Annotated in this window: 21 protein-coding genes and 1 other RNA gene; 13 read left to right on the top strand and 9 right to left on the bottom strand. The window is 58.5% G+C overall.

Annotated elements, in window-relative coordinates; translation table 11 throughout:
- The first annotated feature begins 93 nt into the window (after positions 1 to 93).
- The 3 genes from BKX96_RS16960 to BKX96_RS16950 are packed head-to-tail and all read left to right on the top strand — an operon-like array spanning position 94 to position 3,233.
- Positions 94 to 1,089 (top strand): hypothetical protein, encoded by a 996-nt coding sequence (locus tag BKX96_RS16960; RefSeq protein ID WP_077184837.1) that lies wholly within the window; start codon positions 94 to 96, stop codon positions 1,087 to 1,089.
- Positions 1,090 to 1,110: 21 nt separating this feature from the next.
- On the top strand, positions 1,111 to 2,052 hold the full coding sequence (locus BKX96_RS16955) for a phosphotransferase (RefSeq protein ID WP_077184833.1): 942 nt from the start codon (positions 1,111 to 1,113) through the stop codon (positions 2,050 to 2,052).
- Positions 2,049 to 3,233 carry an MFS transporter gene (locus BKX96_RS16950; RefSeq protein ID WP_077184830.1) on the top strand — a complete coding sequence of 395 codons (1,185 nt, stop codon included), beginning with the start codon at positions 2,049 to 2,051 and terminating at the stop codon, positions 3,231 to 3,233. The genes BKX96_RS16955 and BKX96_RS16950 overlap by 4 nt, the downstream gene beginning before the upstream one ends.
- A 103-nt stretch (positions 3,234 to 3,336) precedes the next feature.
- Here the strand turns inward: BKX96_RS16950 and BKX96_RS16945 are convergent, their stop codons facing one another.
- Positions 3,337 to 4,314, bottom strand: coding sequence for an NADPH:quinone oxidoreductase family protein (locus BKX96_RS16945; protein ID WP_046818449.1), 978 nt, complete (start codon positions 4,312 to 4,314; stop codon positions 3,337 to 3,339).
- A 150-nt stretch (positions 4,315 to 4,464) separates the two neighbouring features.
- Here BKX96_RS16945 and BKX96_RS16940 point away from each other — a divergent pair, with 150 nt between their 5' ends.
- A complete protein-coding gene (locus BKX96_RS16940; RefSeq protein ID WP_046818724.1) occupies positions 4,465 to 4,872 on the top strand; it encodes a flagellar basal body-associated protein FliL in 408 nt (135 codons plus the stop codon).
- A gap of 53 nt (positions 4,873 to 4,925) precedes the next feature.
- Here BKX96_RS16940 and BKX96_RS16935 read toward each other — a convergent pair whose 3' ends face one another.
- The 4 genes from BKX96_RS16935 to BKX96_RS16920 form a co-directional block, all read right to left on the bottom strand.
- Positions 4,926 to 6,044: an ABC transporter permease gene (locus BKX96_RS16935; protein ID WP_046818448.1), complete on the bottom strand. Its 1,119-nt coding sequence runs from the start codon at positions 6,042 to 6,044 to the stop codon at positions 4,926 to 4,928.
- Entirely contained in the window at positions 6,044 to 8,767 is a 2,724-nt protein-coding gene (gene rbbA, locus BKX96_RS16930) for a ribosome-associated ATPase/putative transporter RbbA (protein WP_077184828.1), read from the bottom strand. Before rbbA ends, BKX96_RS16935 begins: the two co-directional genes overlap by 1 nt.
- Complete coding sequence (locus tag BKX96_RS16925; protein WP_077184825.1) at positions 8,764 to 9,729, bottom strand: HlyD family secretion protein; 966 nt, start codon at positions 9,727 to 9,729, stop codon at positions 8,764 to 8,766. Before BKX96_RS16925 ends, rbbA begins: the two co-directional genes overlap by 4 nt.
- Positions 9,730 to 9,858: 129 nt before the next feature.
- A complete protein-coding gene (locus tag BKX96_RS16920; protein WP_077184822.1) occupies positions 9,859 to 10,308 on the bottom strand; it encodes an EVE domain-containing protein in 450 nt (149 codons plus the stop codon).
- Positions 10,309 to 10,504: 196 nt separating this feature from the next.
- Between BKX96_RS16920 and BKX96_RS32870 the strand changes: the two genes are divergently transcribed.
- Complete coding sequence (locus BKX96_RS32870; protein ID WP_162837840.1) at positions 10,505 to 10,660, top strand: hypothetical protein; 156 nt, start codon at positions 10,505 to 10,507, stop codon at positions 10,658 to 10,660.
- A 35-nt stretch (positions 10,661 to 10,695) separates the two neighbouring features.
- Here the strand turns inward: BKX96_RS32870 and BKX96_RS16915 are convergent, their stop codons facing one another.
- The 4 genes from BKX96_RS16915 to BKX96_RS16900 form a co-directional block, all read right to left on the bottom strand.
- Positions 10,696 to 11,301 carry a 5-formyltetrahydrofolate cyclo-ligase gene (locus tag BKX96_RS16915; protein WP_046818444.1) on the bottom strand — a complete coding sequence of 202 codons (606 nt, stop codon included), beginning with the start codon at positions 11,299 to 11,301 and terminating at the stop codon, positions 10,696 to 10,698.
- Between the two features lie 86 nt (positions 11,302 to 11,387).
- Positions 11,388 to 11,566, bottom strand: a non-coding RNA gene (gene ssrS, locus BKX96_RS16910) — 6S RNA.
- Between the two features lie 30 nt (positions 11,567 to 11,596).
- Positions 11,597 to 11,914, bottom strand: a complete 318-nt coding sequence (locus BKX96_RS16905; protein ID WP_008055229.1) for a cell division protein ZapA — start codon at positions 11,912 to 11,914, stop codon at positions 11,597 to 11,599.
- Positions 11,911 to 12,120: a TIGR02449 family protein gene (locus tag BKX96_RS16900; protein WP_007982902.1), complete on the bottom strand. Its 210-nt coding sequence runs from the start codon at positions 12,118 to 12,120 to the stop codon at positions 11,911 to 11,913. Before BKX96_RS16900 ends, BKX96_RS16905 begins: the two co-directional genes overlap by 4 nt.
- A gap of 199 nt (positions 12,121 to 12,319) precedes the next feature.
- Between BKX96_RS16900 and BKX96_RS16895 the strand changes: the two genes are divergently transcribed.
- From BKX96_RS16895 to gcvT, 8 genes are all read left to right on the top strand, one after another.
- Positions 12,320 to 12,877: a YecA/YgfB family protein gene (locus tag BKX96_RS16895; protein WP_046818443.1), complete on the top strand. Its 558-nt coding sequence runs from the start codon at positions 12,320 to 12,322 to the stop codon at positions 12,875 to 12,877.
- Between the two features lie 27 nt (positions 12,878 to 12,904).
- Positions 12,905 to 14,239 (top strand): Xaa-Pro aminopeptidase, encoded by a 1,335-nt coding sequence (gene pepP / locus BKX96_RS16890; RefSeq protein WP_046818442.1) that lies wholly within the window; start codon positions 12,905 to 12,907, stop codon positions 14,237 to 14,239.
- On the top strand, positions 14,236 to 15,423 hold the full coding sequence (ubiH, locus tag BKX96_RS16885; protein ID WP_077184819.1) for a 2-octaprenyl-6-methoxyphenyl hydroxylase: 1,188 nt from the start codon (positions 14,236 to 14,238) through the stop codon (positions 15,421 to 15,423). The genes pepP and ubiH overlap by 4 nt, the downstream gene beginning before the upstream one ends.
- The gene (locus BKX96_RS16880) at positions 15,416 to 15,901 is read left to right on the top strand and encodes a DUF4442 domain-containing protein (protein ID WP_077184816.1); all 486 of its coding nucleotides are present in this window, start codon (positions 15,416 to 15,418) and stop codon (positions 15,899 to 15,901) included. The genes ubiH and BKX96_RS16880 overlap by 8 nt, the downstream gene beginning before the upstream one ends.
- A 9-nt stretch (positions 15,902 to 15,910) precedes the next feature.
- A complete protein-coding gene (locus BKX96_RS16875) occupies positions 15,911 to 17,128 on the top strand; it encodes a 2-octaprenyl-3-methyl-6-methoxy-1,4-benzoquinol hydroxylase (RefSeq protein WP_179092160.1) in 1,218 nt (405 codons plus the stop codon).
- 221 nt (positions 17,129 to 17,349) lie between these two features.
- Complete coding sequence (locus BKX96_RS16870; RefSeq protein ID WP_077184810.1) at positions 17,350 to 18,351, top strand: extracellular solute-binding protein; 1,002 nt, start codon at positions 17,350 to 17,352, stop codon at positions 18,349 to 18,351.
- A gap of 99 nt (positions 18,352 to 18,450) precedes the next feature.
- A complete protein-coding gene (locus BKX96_RS16865) occupies positions 18,451 to 20,067 on the top strand; it encodes an ABC transporter permease (protein ID WP_046818437.1) in 1,617 nt (538 codons plus the stop codon).
- A gap of 155 nt (positions 20,068 to 20,222) precedes the next feature.
- Complete coding sequence (gene gcvT / locus BKX96_RS16860; RefSeq protein WP_046818436.1) at positions 20,223 to 21,305, top strand: glycine cleavage system aminomethyltransferase GcvT; 1,083 nt, start codon at positions 20,223 to 20,225, stop codon at positions 21,303 to 21,305.
- Positions 21,306 to 21,310 lie beyond the last annotated feature (5 nt).

Genomic DNA, 21,310 nt, shown 5'->3' with positions numbered 1-21,310 from the left:
GGTGTTCAAGCGGCGCGCAAACTAGAGATTCTGATTTCTTGCGGGATACAGGCTTTCGAGTTGTTTCGGACAATACTGTTCAGGAGAGCGCATATGATCAGCGTAGACCTTACGTTCAAAGAAAAGGATAGGATTTATCTTCAAGATATTTTGCTAAAACTAAAAAATAATCCCTACAGTAATTACGAGTGCTTCGAAGAAGAAGTTGACGATGTCATAAATAGAGGTGAGGTTCCCGCCGAACTGGTCAGACTCTGCGAAGCCCGAAAAAATATCGATACGTTCGCCAATCCCTACATTTTTATCCATAATTGCCCTATAGACCCTCATTTACCATATTTGGATTTCAAGTCACCGGTTATCGACAAGCGAATAAAGAAACTTTCGTATGTTGCTGAAGGGTTTTTACTGATCTACGCAAAATTGATGTCGCAGGAGCCGATTGGCTACGTTAATGTCAATGACGGTGATGTGTTTCAGGATATCCATCCTATGGAAAGTCTTTGTGAAACTCAGTCACAAAAGGCTCTAAATGATATATATTTTCACAAGGATCTGGCTAATCATTACGTTAGGCCAGACTGGGTGAATATTATAGGATTGCGAGGGTGCGAGGAAAATGAGGTGTACACTTGCTTCGCTTCCAATCAAAAAATTCTTGCGGATTTACCTGAAAATATAAAAGCCTTGCTTAGGGAGTCCGAATTTAATACTCCCTTTGATGACCTGACTACAATCTCGGGGAATCTAAAAATGGGTAGTGCTCCAGATCATCCTGTTCTTGGTGGCGCTACCGATTACGATATTCGTTATTTTGAACGCCGTACAGTTGGTACTACTGAGCGGGCTCGTGGTGCGATTGAAGTTCTCAATAGAACTCTGCATAGCGTAAAAACTCCAATCCACGTCCTTCCGGGAGTTTTCATAGGGTCGGCCAACAATGAATGTATTCACAACAAAGAGGTGAGACTAATCAGTAATCCGCAAGAGTTAAGAAATCGTTGGTTAATGAAAACTGTCAATGTAAACAATTTGGATCAACATGCAAAGCATGTAATTCCAGGTAAAAAGCGTATCATTGCGGGATGAGCCAAAAAAAAGGATGTAAAAATGATTCCTCGCCACAAAAAACTATACGGCGCTCTAAGCCTGACTTTTGATGATATTGCTTATGAGGTTGAAGGAGGCTTATTCAACGACGTCCATCGAGTGATCAGGGCAGATGAATTGTTTTATATAAAATCATTTGCAGATGAAGCAAAAACTGCAGGATTCCCACCTCTGCCAACCACTTCTCTTCAGCGCTATCAAGTTGCTGTTAGTCTACATGAACATGCTCAAGAAATAGTGAGTGGTAACGTTTACGTCCCTCGATTGTTGGCTGCGGATGCCGAAAACAGAGCAATTGCAATGGAGGGTGCCAAGGGGAGTGATTTATATGAGTACCTGTTGAATAAAGAGAATTTTCATTTTGTGGTTGAACAGATTTCACAAGTTTTGACATGGCTAACATCATTGCATGCAACGAGTAAATCCAAGACGCTATCTGTAAGTGCCAACAGTGAAGCTTTTAAGTGTTACAAGGCGACCCTTCAGTACAGGAACCTATTTGAGTTCTTGCCCAATGGCAAGCTTACTGCTGCAAACTTGTTTCTAGATCAGCATTTGAAAAATCAAGAATCTGTATTGCACGGAGATTTGAATAGTCGGAACATTATAATTTGTGCCGACGGGCGTATAGCAATAATTGATTTTGAACAAGCTCAAGTCGGATGTGGGTCGCACGATGCTGCCTATCTAATCTCAGAAGTAGTCATTGCCAGTTTCGTTGTCAATGAATCGGTCGAGGCCCTAATCAACTTGCTTTGGCGCTGCTATGAAACTGACTTGTTCAATATTGAGAAATATACACGCTTCAGACGTCACCTTTGTTTTCAAGTATTGTATCGTTTGAAGGGACCGTCTCGTCACGTTTGGACAGGGCACTTGGATGGTGATATAAGAACCAAAATTGAAGCGTGGTGCGCCGATGAGTTCATACGCTACTTATGAAGCAGTCTATAGGTCTGGTGGTTCTGAGTTATGTCGTTTTTTATTTTCCATCTGGATTATTAAAAAGTTACCTTTCTCAATTTTTGGTTAACTCTGGATTCTCGTATAGTCTAGCTGGCTGGGTCGTCGCCAGCACCTTTGCAATAAAGATTATTGTTAACCCAATAATTATTTTTTATGCTGATCGCGCGCATTCAAAGCATGTTTTCAAAGTTTCATTTTCAATGCTGGCGGTAGTGTGCGTATTTGTAGTGTTATTTAGCCAATACAGAATTTTACTCGGTGTTGGTTTTTGCATTTTAATGATGTCGCGCAATTTTTTTCAAAGTTTATTAGAGAGTGCCGCGAGTACGATTCGAGGGGCTGAGGGTAGCTATGGCCGGGTCCGATTCGCAGGCTCGTTATCGGTCGCCGTGGGGACAGCCACGCTGGCTGGGTTAAGTGCTCTTGATTTGGCTCCCGACCTGATATTTATCTGGGTGTTAACATTCTCTACGCTGTCTTTTAGTGTTGTTATTATATTGATGTCAAAAGAAGAAGTTCATCAAGTAGAGTTTGCCGTATCATCATTAAAGCCGAGTATTCCAAAACGTAGCGCATTTTTTATGTTTGCAGCTACGGCGTTAATCATTGGTGCACAAGGCACCTACTATTCGATAGGCACGCCTTGGCTAGAAAGGATGGGGTTGACCAATTCGCAGATTTTGCTTGCCTGGACCATCGGGTTCATCGCGGAGGCCTTCGTTTTTCGCTACTCAAATGCCTTTGCGTCGAGACGCTACATAATTATCATACCAATTGTGGCAATGTGTTTTGTGATTAGAGCTTTGTTAGTTTGGTACAATCCCGGTGTGACTCAAGCTGTACTGTCATTTGTGCTGCAAGGCGTAACCTTTTCTATTCCACATGTCGCGTTCGTGATGTCGATCCGACGTTTTTTCGCTGAGCGCTATTCCGCGACGGCCATATCTTTATATTTAGCGGTGGCTCACGGCATCGGTATTGCTATTTTTTCTGCTGCATCAGGAATTGTGTTGGAGAAATACGCTGGGCTCGCCTGGTTATTGCCTGCGGTGTCTGGGGTGGTAGGATGTGCTGTTTGGATCGCTTTCTATCAGACATCAGGAGTCAACAGTTCCCAGCTGATATATAACCCGTCTCGCGAACTCAAACTACATTAAGATGCGCCGCACATCGCATATAATGGCGTATTTTGGTTATATCCACATTGTCCGACTGGCCAGAACAACTACAGAGTTGTTCTGGCCTTTTTGCCATTGGAAATCAGCGAACCTGCACCACCACCTTCCCGACAGCCTTGCGCTGGCCAAGATCATTGATGGCCTGCGCCGCATTGCTCAACGGATACACCTGCGACACCAGCGGCTTCAACTTGCCCTCGGCAAACCAGTCAAACAGCTGCTGGAAGTTGGCGGCGTTATCCTGCGGCTGGCGTTGGGCGAACGAGCCCCAGAACACGCCGAGCACCGCCGCACCTTTGAGCAGTGCCAGGTTCACCGGCAGTTCGGGGATGCGTCCGCTGGCAAAGCCGACCACCAGCAGGCGGCCGTTCCAGGCGATGGCGCGGATGGCCTGGTCGAACAGGTCGCCACCCACAGGGTCGTAGATCACGTCGGCACCCTGGCCGTCGGTCAGGCGTTTGATTTCGTCCTTGAGGCTGGTTTCGCTGTAGTTGATCAGTTCATCGGCACCCGCGGCCTTGGCCACGGCGAGTTTTTCCGCGCTGCTGGCCGCGGCGATCACCCGGGCGCCCATGGCCTTGCCGATCTCTACTGCCGCCAGGCCGACACCGCCGGAGGCGCCCAATACCAGCAGGGTTTCGCCGGGTTGCAGGTTGCCGCGTTGCTTGAGGGCGTGCATCGAGGTGCCATAGGTCATGCTGAAGGCGGCGGCGGTGTTGAAGTCCATGGAGGGCGGGATCGGCAACACGTTGTAACCGGGTACCGCGACCTGTTCGGCAAAACTGCCCCAGCCGGTCAGGGCCATGACCCGATCGCCAACCTTCAGGTGGCTGACTTTTTCGCCCACTTCGCTGACGACGCCAGCGGCTTCACCGCCCGGGGAAAAAGGGAAGGGCGGTTTGAACTGGTACTTGCCCTCGATGATCAGCGTGTCGGGGAAGTTCACCCCGGCGGCATGCACCTCCAGCAGGATTTCGTTCTTCTTCGCGACAGGACTGGCGACGTCTTCCAGTACCAGCGATTCGGCAGGACCGAAGGCTTTGCACAGCACGGCTTTCATCAGGGCTATTCCTTTTGGAGTGATGGCCGATAAGTGTAGGTGTGTGAGTCGACGGGTCAACGAGCATGCCCGACCCTGATAGTCAGCCATAAGCTTGTGTTGGCGTGGCGGGTGGTTATGCTGGGCCGCAAACCGGATAAGGAGCGAATTGTGAAAGCGTGGATCATGTTGTTGCTGGCCCTGTCCCTGCCTGTGGCGGCGGTGGCCGAGGAAGCCAAGGAAGAGGTGGCGCCAAAGGTCAATTATGTCACCTTGAGCCCGCCGTTCGTGGGCAACTACGGACTGGATGGCACGCCCAAGCTCAAGGTCTACAAGGCCGATGTGGCCTTGCGTGTGACCGGCGACGAGGCCGCCAAGGCGGTCAAGGCCAACGAGCCGCTGATTCGCAATCAACTGGTGGCGTTGTTTGCCCAGCAGTCCACCGAGACGATGAACAATGTCGAGGCCAAGGAAAAGCTGCGTCAGGAAGCGTTGAAGCAGACCCAGCAGATCATGAATGATGAAACGGGCAAGCCGGTGGTTGAGGATCTGTTGTTCAACAACCTGATCATCCAATAAGCTTTTTGCTGTCCTGGCGGGCCTCGTTGCGAGAGTGGCTCTTTACTCGTTCATCAGGACGCCAGGCTCTTGCGAAACCGCATCAGCGCAATGGTAAAGAACAGCAGGCCGATGCCGCTTAATGCCAGCAAGTCCGGCCAGACGACATCGATGCCGGCGTCGCGAAAAAGAATCGCGGCGCTGAGGCTGACGAAGTGCGTCGATGGCGAGCCCTGCATCACCCATTGCAGCCATTGCGGCATGCTGTCGAGGGGCGTGCTGCCGCCGGAAAGCAGCAGCATGGGGATGATCACCGGAATTGCCAATAAGCCGAACTGCGGTGTCGAGCGGGCCAGGGTCGCGAGGAATATTCCCAGCGCCGTGCTGGCGAACAGATAAACCGCCGTTACCAGCAGGAAAAAGCTCATGGAGCCCGCCAGTGGCACGCCCAGGGCGCCTTTGACGATGACTTCCAGCGATACCCAGGTGCAGAGCACCACCACCAGCATGTTGCTCCAGACTTTTGCCAGCATGATTTCCAGTGCCGTCAGTGGCAGCACCAGCAAATGATCCAGGGTGCCATGCTCGCGTTCACGCAGCAGTGCTGTGCCCGTCAGGATGATGGCCAGGATCGTGATGTTGTTGACGATCTGGATGACCGCCAGGAACCAGCCACCCTCCAGGTTGGCATTGAACAGCGCTCGTGTCGTCAGCAGCACGGGGGCCTGGCTCGCCGCATCGCCCTGGCCACTGTAGTTCAACAGTTCGCGCTGGAAAATCCGCCCGATATAGCCAGCACCCATGAACGCCTGGCTCATGGCGGTGGCATCAACGTTGACCTGCAGTGCTGGCTGGTGACCGCCCAACAGATCGGCCTGAAAATTGGCTGGAACATTGATCACGAAGGTGTACCGCCCACTGTCCAGCACCTCGTCCATTTGGTCATAAGGCAGCGGTACCGGCGGTTGAAATTCCGGCGGCCGCAGGACCTGGGCCAGTTGGCGTGACAGAGGGCTGTGATCTTCATCGACCATGGCCACACTGGCGTTGTGCACACCGATCACTGAGCCTGCGGCCGGCATGTAGATCGCTACCGTGAAGGCGTAGAACAGGAACAGCAGCAATACGTTGTCATGTTGCAGGCTCGAGAGCTCCTTGAGGCCAAGTCGCAGGATGTGCGCAAGCTTGTGCATCAGACCTCCTGCTTTTTCAGCATGGCCAGGCTCAAGCCGGTGAACCCGAGAAAGAATCCGAACAGTGCCAGGCATTGCGGCCACAACTGTCGGATATCCAGCGCCTTGGTAAAGGTGCCGACGGCGATATCGAGAAAATAGCCTGCCGGAAACATCATCCCCATGACCGCGGCCGCACCCTCTAGCGACGACCGCGGCACGATCAAGCCGGAAAACTGGATGGTCGGCAGGCTGGTGATGATCATGGTGCCGAGAATCGCGGCGATCTGGGTTCGGGTGAATGACGAAATCAACAGACCCATGCTGGTGGTTGCCAGCACGTAGAGCAATCCGCCGAAAGCCAGGGTCAGTGCACTGCCCTTGAAAGGGACGCCGAACAGCCAGCGGTTCATGGCGGTCAGCACGGCGAGATTGATCAGGCTGACGGCCAGATACGGGACTTGTTTACCTAACAGGAACTCCAGGCGGGTCAGCGGTGTGGCGTAGAAGTTGGTGATCGAGCCCAGTTCCTTCTCTCGCACGATGCCCAGCGCCGTCAGCATGGCCGGGATGAACGCCAGGATCAGTGCCATCACTCCGGGGCCGATGGCGTTGACGCTGACGACATCCTGGTTGTAGCGGAAACGTGTTTGCAGTTTGGCTGGCGCTTGCCGGGACGGCGCGGGACTGGACTGGTCCGCCAACTGCTCCAGGTTAGCCTGGTGTACCGCTTCCACATAATTGCGGCTGGTTTCGGCGCGAAACGGCATGCCACCCTCGAGCCAGGCCGCCACCGTGGGTTGGCGACCGGCGAACAGATCCCGGCCGAATCCGGGCGGGATCTGCAGCGCCAGTTTGATCTCCGAGCGCTGTAATCGTCGATGCAACTGCGCTGGATCGCCTATCGGGGGCTGCTCGTCGAAGTAACGGGAACCGCGAAAGGCCTCCAGGTAAGCCCGGCTTTGCGGGGTCTGATCCTGGTCGTAGACGGCGAAGGCGAGATTCTCGACGTCCAGGGAGATCCCGTAGCCGAAAATCACCATCATGAACATCGCCCCGAGCAGAGCGAAGGCCAGGCGTACTCTATCGCGCAGCAATTCCTTGCCTTCACGACCCGCCAACGCCCGCAGCCGCCCAATACTGAAGCGGCGCTCAATCATCGATGTGGTGGGCGCCCTCGTGGTGTCGATGGGCGCCGGTGGCGCTGCAGTTTCGACTGGGCTCTGGGCCTGTTCCAGGCAGGTGACGAATGCGGCCTCTAGCGTCTGGCTTTTGAACTGCTGTTGCAGTGCTGCCGGGGTGTCACAGGCCAGTACCTTGCCTGCGTGCATCAATGAGATGCGGTCGCAGCGCTGGGCTTCATTCATGAAGTGGGTGGACAGGAAGATCGTCACGCCTTGTTCGCGGGACAGTTCGAGCAGCAATCGCCAGAAATCGTCCCGCGCCGCCGGGTCGACGCCGGAGGTGGGTTCGTCGAGGATGAGCACTTCCGGGCGATGCAGGACCGCCACGGCCAGGGATAGCCGTTGACGCAGACCCAATGGCATTGCACCGGACGGCTGATGGGCGACGCTGGCAAGGCTGAAGCGCTGGATCAGTTCGTCGATGCGTTGAGTACTGTCGGCTTGGGCCAGATCGAACAGTCTGGCGTGCAATTCCAGGTTCTGCCGCACGCTGAGTTCGCCGTAGAGCGAGAAACTCTGAGACATGAATCCAACGCGCTTGCGGGTGCGCAGATCCTTGGCGTTCACAGGGTTGCCCAGCAGCGTGGCACTGCCCCCGCTGGCCGGGATCAGCCCTGTAAGCACCTTCATGGTGGTGGTTTTGCCACAGCCATTGGAGCCCAGGAACCCGAAGATCTCGCCGCGGCCGATGGCGAAGCTGACCTTGTCCACTGCCGTGAAATCGCCGAAGCGCAGGGTCAGGTCATGGGCCTGGATAGCGATGTCGGCAGTAGCGTTGGTTCGCGCAGGAATCACCAGCGGCTGGTTATCGTGGCCACTGTCGCCCTGAAAGTGGGTGAAGGCTTCATCGAGCTTGCCACTGGGGGTTACCGCCCGCAGGTCACGGCTCAAACCGGCGGCGATCAGCTTGCCGCCATCGAGCATCAGGCAGTGTTCGAACTGTTCGGCCTCTTCCATGTAGGCGGTAGCGACCAGTAGCGTCAATTGCGGGCGTTGGCGCCGAACGTCGTCGATCAACTCCCAGAAATGCCGTCGGGACAAGGGATCGACGCCAGTGGTCGGCTCATCGAGGATCAACAAGTCCGGCTCATGGATCAGTGCGCAACAAAGGCCGAGCTTCTGTTTCATGCCACCCGACAGCTTGCCGGCCGGGCGCTCGGCAAATCGCAGCAGGTCGGTGGCGAGCAGCAGGCTGTGCATGCGCTGATTGCTTTGTGCCCTGGACAGCCCGAACAGTGTGGCGAAGAAGTGAATGTTCTCGCGAATCGACAGATCAGGGTACAGGTTGCCACCCAGTCCTTGAGGCATGAACGCGATACGGGTGTAGAGGCTGTTGCGGTGGTGCCGATCCCGGATCGAGCCACCGAGCACTTCCAGTTGGCCTTGCTGTAGCGTCTTCACACCCGCGATCAGCCCCAGCAAGCTGGATTTACCGGCGGCATCCGGACCAATCAATCCACATCGGGTGCCGGTGGGTAGGCTGAGCGTGATGTCGGTCAGCGCATGACGTTCGCCATAGCGGTGCTGAAGGCGATTGGCATGCAGTGCCAGGCCGGTCATTGCAGGTTGGCCGGCCAGTCGATGGCAGCAGTACGCACGTAGCCATTACCGGGCATTCCCGGTTTGGCCTGGGGGATGGCGCTGGGGTGGGTCAAATGTAGCTTGACCCGAAACACCAGCTTCTGACGTTCGTCGCGGGTCTCGACTTCTTTGGGCGTGAACTGCGACTTGGCTGCCACGAAACTGATTTTTGCCGGCAGCGGTTGGTCGGGCAGGGCGTCCAGCAGGATTCGCGCTTCATCGCCGACCGCCAGGCGTCCGGCGACGGATGCTGCAAGATAGAGGTTCATGTATTGGTCGTTCGGGTCGATCAGCAACAACACTCGCCCTCCGGCGCCGATCACTTCTCCCGGTTCGGCCATGCGAAGCTGAATGATCCCGTCGATGGGGGCCCGCAAACTGCTGTCGTCGATTTCACTGTTCAACTGAGCCACTTGTGCCTGTGCCGCACCAATGGCTGCACCGACGGCGGACACCTGGGCGCGGGCCGCGGTCACAGCCGCGTTGGCTGTGTCGAAGCGAGACTGCTGCTGGTCGATGATCTGGCCGCTGGCGAAACCACGATTGAACAACGCCTGGGAGCGTTTGAGCTCTTGTTGGGCTAGCAGTTGCTCGCTCTGGCGCAGTTTCACATTGGCCTGGGCCGCGGAAAGATTTTCCCGGACGCGTATCACTTCGGCTTCCGCCTGGTTGCGCTGGGCCTCGAGGGTCCGGGTGTCCATGCGGGCCAATAGCTGGCCGCGGGTTACCTTGTCACCCTCGTCCACCAGCACTTCAGCCAATCGACCGGGTGTTTTGCTGGCGATCTGCACTTCAGTGGCTTCAAGTCGACCATTGCCGACATGCAACCCTTCGGGCAGTCGGTTAACGGTCGACCGCCAATAACCCAACCCTGCGGCGGCGACCAGCACGGCCCCCAATAAAAAAACGAAGAACAGCGAAGAGCGGCTGTGCGTTGACATGTCGGCATCCTGCTTCCATAGCGTTCCAGTCTGGCAGGAACGCATTTGAGCACCTTGATGATAGTCAACTGAGGGTCAAGTCGGACCTGTTGCCAAGGTAAGCCAGAATGCCCGGCGGTTATGCATCATTTAGCGTAGATCAAGCACTGCTGCCCACTGCTCGGCAGTCACCGGCATCACCGATAGTCTTGAGCCCTTCTGCACCAGTGGCATCTCGGCCAGCGCCGTTTGCTGTTTTAGATAATCCAGCTTCAACACCTTGGTAAACGTTTCAACATGCGCGACATCGATCGCGCTCCAGGGGTTTTTCTCGGCAGTGGCCTTCGGATCGTAGTAATGGCTCTCTGTTTCCAACGCCGTCGGGTCCGGGTAGGCGGCTTTGACAATCTTGCCAATCCCGGCAATTCCCGGCTCCGGGCAGCTCGAGTGATAGAAAAAGAACTCGTCCCCCACCGCCATGGCACGCAGGAAATTACGCGCCTGATAGTTGCGAACCCCGTCCCAGCGCGCTTTGCCAAGCTTCTCCAAGTCTTTGATCGAGAGTTCGTCGGGCTCGGATTTCATCAGCCAATAGGCCATGGTTCTGGCTCCTTGCGAAGTGGGTGGAAAGGTTGTCGGGCAATTTTATGACAAACCGACAGTCGGTTGACGTCAGCATTTGCGTGCCGGTTCTCGTTGTCGCAAAATGCCGGCCTTTCAAGCTTGACGCTGCTGCACGGCCTACAAACGGAAACCGCTGCTGTCATCGTGTTGATATGCCTTTGGGGGGCAATCGATGAAACGCAAACCGGATTTACTATGGATTTTGGTTATTTTGTTCGGCCTCGGCGTCGTGACCACTGGCTATGCCCAAAGCCTGTGGGGCAACAAGACCGATGCACCGGTTGAAATCTCGTCACTGCAACAACAGTCGACAGCCTTCAAACGCTGATCCGCGCTTTTCGACGCCGCTGATCCCGGTGGCGTCTAGCCTGAGTAATACCAGGCCTTGTCCGTCACCGTTCCCTGCAACGGCACATCCCAGCTCGCTTGAGCCAGTCGTTCGACCTTCTGACATTCATGGGCCAGCCCCAGCAACGTCGGCTTGCGCCAGTCATTGCGGCGCGCCAGGTAGGCCAGGCTTCGATCATAGAAACCGCCGCCCATGCCCAGGCGGCCGCCGACATCGTCAAATCCCACCAAAGGCAGCAGCACCAGATCCAGTGCCCAGACTTTGCGTTGCCGGGCAAGGTTGTGCCTGGGTTCCAGGATGCGGAAGCGATTGGGCTTGAGTTTTTCGCCGGGGCGGATTCGCTGGAACACCATCTTGGTGCGCGGCCAGGCACTGAGTACCGGTAGATAGGTAGCCTTGCCGCGACGTTGAGCCGCGCGCAGCAATAGGCGCGGGTCGATTTCACCGTCGGTGGGCAGATAAAGAGAGATGTGCCTGGCGCGGCGGAACAAAGGTTGCTGGGCCAATTGCTTGTACAGCCCACGAGCCGCCTGGCGTTGCTGACTGGGTGTCAGTGCGCGGCGGGCCTTGCGCAACATGCGTCGAAGTTGCGGGCGAGGGAGCAGCGCAGGTTCGGTCATGGATTCGGGCTTCGGCAATACGGTTACGTAAATCGTATCCGTAAAAACGCCGATGCCGGTATTTAAACCGGCATCGGACTGGAATCAGGCTCCCCGGATGTACCGCTGTCGACTTAGCCCTTGAACCCGAAAGTTCAAGGTGGAAGATGCAGTAGGCTTTCAGGCTTTCCGTCTAGCGGACATGCACACCAGCCCAACGTGCAACCTCCAGGGTATAGCAAATCGGCTCAGGGACATCGCCAACTGGCAAGCACCCCAGGGAGTGATCAGAGTATACCGCAAGCGGTGACGCGAATCAGCCTTTGGTGACATCCGGATCAGTGGCGAGCACCAGATCGACGCGATCGAGCAGGTCGCGCACCTGTTCGCGGGTCGAACCGCTGGCCTGGATGTCCGGTCGCTCTTCCTTGTGCAGCAGGTCGTGGGTGATGTTCAGCGCGGCCATCACGGCGATGCGATCGGCACCAATGACTTTGCCGCTGCTGCGGATTTCGCGCATCTTGCCGTCCAGGTAGCGCGCAGCGCTCACCAGGTTGCTGCGTTCTTCCTGGGGGCAGATGATCGAGTATTCTTTGTCGAGGATCTGCACTGTGACGCTATTGCTTGAACTCATGAGTCTTGCTCCAGGGCCTTGAGGCGCGAAATCATCGATTCGACCTTACGCCGGGCGATTTCGTTTTTTTCAATGAGGTGCGCGCGTTCCTCGCGCCAGGTCTTTTCCTGAGCTAGTAAGAGTCCGTTTTGGCTCTTAAGTTGCTCGACTCGGGTAATCAGCAGTTCGAGTCTGGCCATCAGCGCTTGCAGGTCGGTGTCTTCCATTGTCTTCACTGTCTGATGGGTTGGACTGCAGGACTGGAGGAGTGAGCTTTCTCGCGATGAGGTTGAGAACGCAGCGGGGTGTCAGGTACCCAGCGTTTCGTTGACGACCATCGCGACCAAGCTCGCTCCTACAGGGGTAGTCGATGTAGGATACAAGGCCTTCATTCTAGACATAGCGCCGTCTGGCGCCTAGCTACCCATGACCATTCAGAATTCCCCGTACCAAGCCTTCGCCACCCTGCTGACTTCCAGCGGTCATAACGTCTCGCCTGCCGAACTGCACGGCCTGTTGCTCGGCCGCAGCTGCGCCGGCGCCGGCTTCGAGGTCGAAGGCTGGCTGATCGACGCCGCCGAACTGCTTGAAACAGAGCCTCAGGACAACGTTCGTAACGCCTTGATCGGCCTGCAGGAAATGGTCAAGGGCGAGCTCACCGGCGACGACGTGACCGTGGTCCTGTTGCTGCCGACCGACGATGCCCCGCTCACCGACCGTGCCGCGGCACTGGGCCAATGGTGCCAGGGTTTCCTCAGCGGTTTCGGCTTGAACTGCCGCGACAGCAGCAGCCTGAGCCTGGAGGCCACCGAAGTGTTGCAGGACCTGGCGGCCATTTCCCAGGTACAAGACGCACTGGAAGAGTCCGACGACGGCGAAAGCGACTATATGGAAGTCATGGAGTACGTGCGTATTGCACCGCTGCTGCTGTTCTCCGAAACCAAGAAAGACGTGGCGGCTGCCGCCAAGCCGTCGCTGCACTAATCGTTTGCCAGGGAAAGCCATCTGCCCATGATTCATATCCCTAAATCGGAATACAGCCGTCGCCGCAAGGCCCTGATGGCGCAGATGGAACCCAACAGCATCGCCATCCTGCCCGCTGCCGCGGTGGCCATCCGTAACCGCGATGTCGAGCACGTCTACCGTCAGGACAGCGACTTCCAGTACCTCAGTGGTTTTCCCGAGCCTCAGGCTGTGCTGGTCCTGATTCCGGGGCGTCTGCATGGTGAATACATCCTGTTCTGCCGTGAACGCAACGCCGAACGCGAGTTGTGGGATGGCCTGCGGGCGGGGCAAGAGGGGGCGATTCGCGACTTCGGTGCCGACGACGCTTTCCCGATCACCGATATCGACGACATCCTGCCCGGTCTGATCGAAGGCCGCGACCGGGTGTATTCGGCCATGGGCAGCAACCCGGAATTCGACCGGCACCTGATGGACTGGATCAACGTGATCCGCTCCAAGGCCAACCTCGGCGCCCAGCCGCCGAACGAATATGTTGCCCTGGATCATCTGCTGCACGACATGCGCCTGTATAAATCGGCGGCGGAAGTGAAGGTGATGCGCGAAGCCGCGCGGATTTCCGCCCAGGCGCACGTGCGCGCGATGCAGGCCAGCCGTGTCGGGTTGCATGAGTTCAGCCTTGAAGCCGAGCTCGATTACGAGTTCCGCAAGGGTGGGGCGAAGATGCCGGCCTACGGCTCGATCGTCGCGGCAGGGCGCAACAGCTGCATCCTGCACTACCAGCAGAATGACGCGCTGCTCAAGGACGGCGATCTGGTGCTGATCGACGCCGGGTGCGAAATCGACTGCTACGCCAGCGACATCACTCGCACCTGGCCGGTCAACGGCAAGTATTCCGTGGAACAGAAAGCGATCTACGAGTTGGTGCTGGCTGCCCAGGAAGCGGCGTTTGCCGAGATTGCCCCGAACAAACACTGGAATCAGGCGCACGAAGCCACGGTCCGGGTGATTACCGCCGGTCTGGTCGAGCTTGGGATTTTGCAGGGCGAGGTCTCTGATCTGATCGCCAGCGAAGCCTACAAGGCGTTTTACATGCACCGCGCTGGCCATTGGCTGGGCATGGATGTGCACGACGTTGGCGAGTACAAGGTCGGCGGCGAATGGCGCGTGCTGGAAGTCGGCATGGCGCTGACCGTGGAACCGGGAATCTACATCGCTGCGGACAACCAGAACGTGGCGAAGAAGTGGCGCGGCATTGGCGTGCGCATCGAGGACGACGTCGTGGTCACTAAAACCGGCTGTGAAATCCTCACCAAAGGCGTGCCAAGAACGGTCGCCGAAATCGAGGCCCTGATGGCGCAAGCACGGACACAAGCGGCATGAGTCGAGTCAATCTGGCAATTATTGGCGGCGGCCTGGTCGGCGCCAGTCTGGCGTTGGCCTTGCAGGCCGGTGCCAAGGCCCGTGGCTGGAAGATCGTGTTGATCGAACCCTTTGCCCCCGGTGACGCCTATCAACCCAGTTACGACGCGCGTTCCACAGCGTTGTCCTTCGGTGCCCGGCAGATTTATCAGCGCTTGGGCGTCTGGCAGGAAATCTCCCGTCGCGCCGAGCCGATCAAGCAGATTCACGTCTCTGACCGTGGGCGTTTTTCCACGGCGAGACTGTCAGCGATGGAAGAGGGCGTTCCGGCGCTGGGTTATGTGGTGGAAAACGCCTGGCTCGGCCATTGTCTGTGGCAAGGCCTGGACAAGGACGTAATCAGTTGGCGTTGCCCCGCGGAAGTCACGCGCATGGAACCGCTCACCGACGGCTATCGCCTGACCCTGAATGACGAAACCACGCTCGATTGCGATCTCGCGGTGCTCGCCGATGGTGGTCGTTCCGGCCTGCGCGAGCAGCTGGGCATTGGCATCAGGAAACGCCCGTACAACCAGAGTGCGCTGATCGCCAACATCACCCCGAGTGAAGCCCATGACGGAATGGCGTTCGAACGTTTCACCGACGACGGCCCGATGGCGTTGCTGCCGTTGCCGGACAACCGCTGTGCGCTGGTCTGGACGCGCCAGGGCATGGATGCGCAACGCCTGGCCGCCCTTGATGAGCGCAGTTTCCTGAGCGAGTTGCAGGGCGTGTTCGGTTATCGCCTCGGTACCTTGAAGCAAGTCGGTGTCCGGCACCTGTATCCGCTGGCGCTGGTAGAGGCCGAAGAGCAGGTGCGCTCGCACCTGGTGGTGCTCGGCAATGCTGCCCACAGCCTGCATCCGATTGCCGGCCAGGGGTTCAATCTGTCCCTGCGTGATACCCAGGCGCTGGCCGATGCGTTGCTCGCCAGCGACCAGCTGCCGGGGGACTTCGCCACCTTGCAGGATTACCGCGAGCGCCAGCGCCTGGACCAGAACCTCACCGTGGGCTTCTCCGACCAGGTCACGCGCCTGTTCGGCAGCACGCAGCCCCTGGTGTCACTGGGTCGCAACCTGGGCCTGCTCGGTCTTGATCTGCTGCCGCCGGCCAAGCGCTGGTTCGCCCGGCAGGCCATGGGCCTGGGTACCCGTCCTGATGTTTAAGTGGCTGACCCGCAGGTTTGGCAAGGCCCGCTTGATGTGCTGGTTCATGAACCTCTACCCGCCGTACCTTGGCGCCGGAGTTCGCATTCGGCACATCAGCGATGACTTTCGTGACGTCCAGGTGTCCATGGGCCTGAGTTGGTACAACCGCAATTACGTCGGCACGCAGTTCGGTGGCAGCCTGTACTCGATGGTCGACCCGTTCTTCATGCTGATGCTGATGGAAAACCTCGGTCGCGAGTACATCGTCTGGGACAAGGCCGCCGACATCGATTTCATTGCGCCGGGCAAGGGGCCAGTGTTCGCCCGTTTCAACATCGACGACACCCTGCTCGATGAGATCCGGCGGCAGACGGCGGATGGCAAAAAGTACCTGCCGCAACTGCAGGTCGACATTCATGACGGCGCCGGCAACCTGGTGGCGCGCGTCGGAAAAACCCTTTACGTGCGGCTCAAGCCGCAAGCGAGACAGGCTTAAAGCATGGAAATGCGCGCAGATCTGCTGATTGTCGGGGCCGGAATGGTCGGCAGCGCCCTGGCGCTGGCGTTGCAGGGCAGTGGGCTGCAAGTCCTGCTGCTCGATGGCAGCCCAATGAGCGTCAAACCCTATGACCCGCAGGCGCCATTCGAGCCGCGGGTGAGTGCATTGTCCATTGCCAGCCAGCGAATTCTCGAACGCCTGGGAGTCTGGGACGGCATCGCCAGCCGGCGCAGCAGTCCCTACAGCGAGATGCACGTCTGGGATGGCAGCGGTACCGGGCAAATCCACTTTTCGGCGGCCAGCGTGCATGCTGAAACGCTGGGTCATATCGTCGAGAACCGCGTAGTCCAGGATGCCTTGCTCGACCGTTTGCACGACTGTGACCTGGGCATGCTGGCCAATGCGCGCCTGGAGCAAATGCGTCGCTCCGGCGACGACTGGCTGCTGACCCTGGCCGATGGCCGTACCTTGCGCGCGCCGCTGGTGATCGCGGCGGATGGCGCCAACTCGGCGGTGCGGCGCCTGGCCGGTGTCGCCACGCGGGAGTGGGATTACCTGCACCACGCCATCGTCACCAGTGTGCGCAGCTCCAAACCCCATCAAGCGACCGCCTGGCAGCGGTTTACCGACAATGGTCCGCTGGCGTTCCTGCCGCTCGAGCGTGATGGGCAGCAGGACTGGTGCTCGATCGTCTGGTCGACTACTCCGAGCGAAGCCGAGCGCCTGATGGCGCTGGATGACGAGAGCTTCTGTCGCCAACTGGAACGGGCCTTCGAAGGCCGGCTCGGCAGCGTACTCAGCGCCGACCCGCGTCTGTGCGTGCCGTTGCGTCAGCGCCATGCCAAGCGTTACGTGGCCGAGGGCCTGACCCTGATTGGCGACGCCGCGCACACCATTCACCCGCTGGCCGGGCAGGGTGTGAACCTCGGCTTCCTCGATGCTGCGGTGCTGGCCGAAGTGCTGCTGCAAGCAGCGACCCGGGGCGAGCGCCTGGCGGATGTGAAGGTGTTGAGCCGTTACGAACGTCGGCGCATGCCGCATAACCTGGCGCTGATGGCGGCGATGGAAGGCTTTGAACGGCTGTTCCAGGCGGATCCCTTGCCGGTGCGCTGGTTGCGTAATACCGGGTTGAAGATGGTCGACGCGATGCCCGAGGCCAAGGCGCTGTTCGTGCGTGAGGCGCTGGGTTTGATCGGGGATCTGCCGGCCCTCGCCAAGGCCTGACTTCTTCGTTTTGGCGGCTGGCCTCTTCGCGGGCAAGCCCACTCCTACATTGGAATGCATTTCAAATGTGGGAGCGGGCTTGCTCGCGAAGGCGTCGGCACATCCACCATTAATTTCTAGCCGTGCAACATCTGGTAACTCCTCCGCGAACTGTTCGATTGAGAAGGCAAATGTGAGTCCTTATCATTTGCCCTCACTTTTTCAATCGAGAGACCGCTCCCATGTTGGCACCGAAGCGTCTACTGACCGCACTGGCCCTGACTCTGATCGGCAGCACCGCCCAGGCCGCTGACGAGGTGGTGGTCTACTCCTCGCGCATCGACGAACTGATCAAGCCAGTCTTCGATGCCTACACCGCGAAAACCGGGGTGAAGGTAAAGTTCATCACCGACAAGGAAGCGCCGCTGATGCAGCGGATCAAGGCCGAGGGCGAGAACACGCCCGCCGACCTGCTGCTGACCGTCGATGCCGGTAACCTCTGGCAAGCCGAGCAGATGGGCATCCTCCAGCCCTTCACCTCGAAAACCATCGATGCCAATATTCCGCTGCAATACCGTGCGGCCTCCCATGCCTGGACCGGCTTGAGCCTGCGGGCGCGGACCATTGCCTATTCCACCGACCGGGTGAAACCGGGCGAACTGACCACCTACGAAGCGCTGGCCGACAAGAACTGGGAAGGTCGCCTGTGCCTGCGCACCGCGAAGAAGGTCTACAACCAGTCCCTGACCGCCACCATGATCGAAGTGCACGGCGCTGAGAAAACCGAGCAGATTCTCAAGGGCTGGGTCAACAACCTGTCCACCGACGTGTTCTCCGACGACGTGGCGGTGCTCGAGGCCATCAATGCAGGCCAGTGCGACGTCGGCATCGTCAACACCTACTACTACGGCCGCCTGCACAAGCAGAAGCCGGACCTGCCGGTAAAACTGTTCTGGCCAAACCAGGCGGATCGCGGCGTGCACGTCAACCTGTCGGGCATCGGCCTGATCAAGCACGCACCGCACCCGGACGCGGCCAAGGCCCTGGTGGAATGGATGACCACGCCTGAGGCGCAGAAGATCTTCGCCGACGTGAACCAGGAATTCCCGGCCAACCCGACCGTGCAGCCCTCCGCCGAGGTCGCTGCATGGGGCAAGTTCATCGCCGATACCCTGCCGGTGGAAGTCGCCGGCAAGCGCCAGGCCGAAGCGATTCGCATGATGGACCGGGCTGGCTGGAACTGACGCCATCGTTATACTGCGTCGCCGAAGGGTGACGCAGAGCGTCACAAGGTGTGTGCCCACGCAGAGCGTGGGCACAATCATTTAAACGAGAGCTTTTCCTTGGCCCACCCCGCTCAACGACGCTGGTATCCCCTGGTCTTCGCCATCGCTGCGCTGGTCCTGCTGCCACTCAGCGTATTGCTGCTGTCCTGGCAAACCATCGACCAGCAGATCTGGTCGCATCTCTGGGAAACCCAGATGCCGCGCCTGCTGGGCAATACCCTGACCCTGGTACTCGGTGTCGGCGTTGGTGTGACGGTCCTGGGGGTGAGCCTGGCCTGGCTCACCAGTCTCTGTGAATTCCCTGGTCGGCGTTGGCTGGACTGGGCACTGATGCTGCCCTTTGCAATCCCGGCCTACGTGCTGGCGTTTGTCTTTGTCGGCTTGCTGGATTTTGCCGGCCCCGTGCAGACCCTGTTGCGGGAGTGGTTCGGCAGCGGCCTGCGATTGCCGCGCGTGCGTTCCACGGGCGGGGTGATCCTGGTCCTGGTGCTGGTTTTCTACCCTTACGTTTATCTGCTCGCCCGCACCGCGTTCCTGGCCCAGGGCAAGGGCTTGATGGAAGCTGCGCGGGTGCTCGGTCAATCCCCCTGGCAAGCGTTCTGGCGCGTGGCCATGCCCATGGCGCGTCCCGCCATCGGCGCTGGCGTCGCCTTGGCGCTGATGGAAACCCTGGCGGATTTCGGCGCCGTATCGGTATTCAACTTCGACACCTTCACCACCGCCATCTACAAGACCTGGTACGGGTTTTTCAGCCTCTCCAGCGCCGCACAACTGGCCAGCCTGTTGCTGCTGGTGGTGATGCTCGTGCTGTACGGCGAGCGGCGTGCCCGCGGCGCCAATCGGGCCAGCAACGAACGGCCACGGGTCAAGGCGTTGTACCACCTGCGCGGGCTCAAGGCGCTGTTGGCGACGGGGTGGTGCGCTCTGGTGTTCGCCTGCGCCTTTGTCATTCCGATGCTGCAGCTGGTGGCGTGGTTCTGGCAGCGCGGGCGCCTGGATCTGGACGAGCGTTACACCGCCCTGATCCTCCACACGTTGTACCTGGGGACGATGGCGGCGTTGATTACCGTCAGTGTCGCCCTGGTATTGGCGTTTGCCGGGCGGCTGGCGCCCACCCGGGCGATCCGCGCCGGGGTCAGCCTGGCCAATCTTGGCTACGCTCTGCCCGGTTCAGTGTTGGCGGTGTCGATCATGCTGGCGTTCAGTTACCTGGATCGCGAGCTGGTGATCCCGCTCTCCGGCTGGCTCGGCGGTGCGGGCAAGCCGTTGCTGCTGGGCAGCCTGCTGGCGTTGCTGCTGGCCTATCTGGTGCGCTTCATCGCCGTGGCTTACGGGCCGCTGGAAAGCAGTCTGGCGCGAATACGGCCATCTTTGCCCGAAGCGGCACGTAGCCTGGGCGTCAGTGGGCCGCGACTGTTTTTCAAAGTGTATCTGCCGTTGTTGCTCCCCGGTTCGTTGAGCGCGGCCTTGCTGGTGTTCGTCGATGTGCTCAAGGAAATGCCCGCGACCCTGCTGATGCGGCCGTTTGGCTGGGATACGCTGGCGGTGCGGATCTTCGAAATGACCAGTGAAGGCGAGTGGGCGAGGGCGTCTTTGCCGGCCTTGACCCTGGTTTTGGTCGGGCTGTTACCGGTCATCGGATTGATCCGTCGTTCGGCGCACCGAAACAGCTAGGTGCCAGTCCTACACCTTGCGGCTACAATGCGCGGCATTCGGTGCGGTCCGTCTGACAGACAAGGTAGTGAAAACGGCTGGAGGCCTTTTGTTTCAAGGCTCCAGCAAGCCGTATCACTGGCCCGCACCTTCGCCACGCCCGGAAGGAGAAACCCATGGGACAGCGTACGCCTCTGTATGACCTTCATCTCGCCCTCGGCGCGAAGATGGTCGATTTTGGCGGTTGGGATATGCCTCTGCATTATGGATCCCAGGTCGAGGAGCATCATCAGGTGCGCCGCGACTGCGGTGTTTTTGATGTATCCCACATGACCGTGATCGATGTCGACGGCCCCCAGGCCAAGGCATGGCTTCAGCATTTGCTGACCAACGACGTCGAACGCCTGCACAAACCCGGTTCCGCGTTGTACAGCGCCATGCTCAATGAGCGCGGCGGTATCGTCGACGACATGATCGTCTATCGCCTCGACAGCGGTTACCGCCTGGTGGTCAACGCCTCCACCCGCGATCAGGACCTGGCGTGGATGCAGGCGCATCTCGACGGTTTTGAAGTGCAGCTCAACGAGCGCGCCGAACTGGCCATGCTGGCCATCCAGGGCCCCCATGCCCGGCACAAGATCGCCGAGCTGGTGAACCAGTCGCGCGGTACCCTGATCCAGCAGCTCAAGCCGTTCGAAGGCCGGCCCGACGGGGACTGGTTCATCGCCCGCACCGGCTACACCGGTGAAGACGGCCTGGAAATCATTCTGCCGGCCGACCAGGCGCCGGGATTTTTCAACGATCTGGTGGGCGCGGGCATTTCCCCCATTGGCCTGGGCGCGCGTGACACCCTGCGGGTGGAAGCGGGCATGAACCTGTACGGCCAGGACATCGACCTGGACGTCTCGCCGCTGGCCTCCAACATGGCCTGGAGCATTGCCTGGGAGCCGGCCGCTCGCCAGTTCATCGGCCGCAAGGCGCTGGAAGCCGAACGCAGTGGTGGCGTACAACACAAACTGGTCGGTCTGGTCCTTGAGGAGCGCGGGGTTTTGCGCGCTCATCAAGTGGTCCGCATCGCCGATGTTGGCGAAGGAGAGATCACCAGTGGTAGTTTCTCTCCTACGCTTAGCAAGTCGATTGCACTGGCGCGCGTGCCAATGGCCACGGCCGACCGCGCAGAAGTGGAAATCCGTGGCAAGTGGTACCCGGTCCGAGTGGTCAAGCCGACCTTCGTCCGCCATGGCAAAACCTTGATCTAACCTTT

The organism is Pseudomonas putida, assembly GCF_001976065.1.
GTDB lineage: Bacteria > Pseudomonadota > Gammaproteobacteria > Pseudomonadales > Pseudomonadaceae > Aquipseudomonas > Aquipseudomonas serbica.
Note: the sequence above shows the minus strand (reverse complement) of the source record. Positions and strands in the feature narration are given on the sequence as shown.

Excerpts from the sequence above, each read along its gene's own strand:
- BKX96_RS16960 (WP_077184837.1), top strand. The coding sequence starts at position 94 with ATGATCAGCGTAGACCTTACGTTCAAAGAAAAGGATAGGATTTATCTT.
- BKX96_RS16955 (WP_077184833.1), top strand. The coding sequence starts at position 1,111 with ATGATTCCTCGCCACAAAAAACTATACGGCGCTCTAAGCCTGACTTTT.
- BKX96_RS16950 (WP_077184830.1), top strand. The coding sequence starts at position 2,049 with ATGAAGCAGTCTATAGGTCTGGTGGTTCTGAGTTATGTCGTTTTTTAT.
- BKX96_RS16945 (WP_046818449.1), bottom strand. The coding sequence starts at position 4,314 with ATGAAAGCCGTGCTGTGCAAAGCCTTCGGTCCTGCCGAATCGCTGGTA.
- BKX96_RS16935 (WP_046818448.1), bottom strand. The coding sequence starts at position 6,044 with ATGCACAAGCTTGCGCACATCCTGCGACTTGGCCTCAAGGAGCTCTCG.
- rbbA (WP_077184828.1), bottom strand. The coding sequence starts at position 8,767 with ATGACCGGCCTGGCACTGCATGCCAATCGCCTTCAGCACCGCTATGGC.
- BKX96_RS16925 (WP_077184825.1), bottom strand. The coding sequence starts at position 9,729 with ATGTCAACGCACAGCCGCTCTTCGCTGTTCTTCGTTTTTTTATTGGGG.
- BKX96_RS16920 (WP_077184822.1), bottom strand. The coding sequence starts at position 10,308 with ATGGCCTATTGGCTGATGAAATCCGAGCCCGACGAACTCTCGATCAAA.
- BKX96_RS32870 (WP_162837840.1), top strand. The coding sequence starts at position 10,505 with ATGAAACGCAAACCGGATTTACTATGGATTTTGGTTATTTTGTTCGGC.
- BKX96_RS16915 (WP_046818444.1), bottom strand. The coding sequence starts at position 11,301 with ATGACCGAACCTGCGCTGCTCCCTCGCCCGCAACTTCGACGCATGTTG.
- BKX96_RS16905 (WP_008055229.1), bottom strand. The coding sequence starts at position 11,914 with ATGAGTTCAAGCAATAGCGTCACAGTGCAGATCCTCGACAAAGAATAC.
- BKX96_RS16900 (WP_007982902.1), bottom strand. The coding sequence starts at position 12,120 with ATGGAAGACACCGACCTGCAAGCGCTGATGGCCAGACTCGAACTGCTG.
- BKX96_RS16895 (WP_046818443.1), top strand. The coding sequence starts at position 12,320 with ATGACCATTCAGAATTCCCCGTACCAAGCCTTCGCCACCCTGCTGACT.
- pepP (WP_046818442.1), top strand. The coding sequence starts at position 12,905 with ATGATTCATATCCCTAAATCGGAATACAGCCGTCGCCGCAAGGCCCTG.
- ubiH (WP_077184819.1), top strand. The coding sequence starts at position 14,236 with ATGAGTCGAGTCAATCTGGCAATTATTGGCGGCGGCCTGGTCGGCGCC.
- BKX96_RS16880 (WP_077184816.1), top strand. The coding sequence starts at position 15,416 with ATGTTTAAGTGGCTGACCCGCAGGTTTGGCAAGGCCCGCTTGATGTGC.
- BKX96_RS16875 (WP_179092160.1), top strand. The coding sequence starts at position 15,911 with ATGCGCGCAGATCTGCTGATTGTCGGGGCCGGAATGGTCGGCAGCGCC.
- BKX96_RS16870 (WP_077184810.1), top strand. The coding sequence starts at position 17,350 with ATGTTGGCACCGAAGCGTCTACTGACCGCACTGGCCCTGACTCTGATC.
- gcvT (WP_046818436.1), top strand. The coding sequence starts at position 20,223 with ATGGGACAGCGTACGCCTCTGTATGACCTTCATCTCGCCCTCGGCGCG.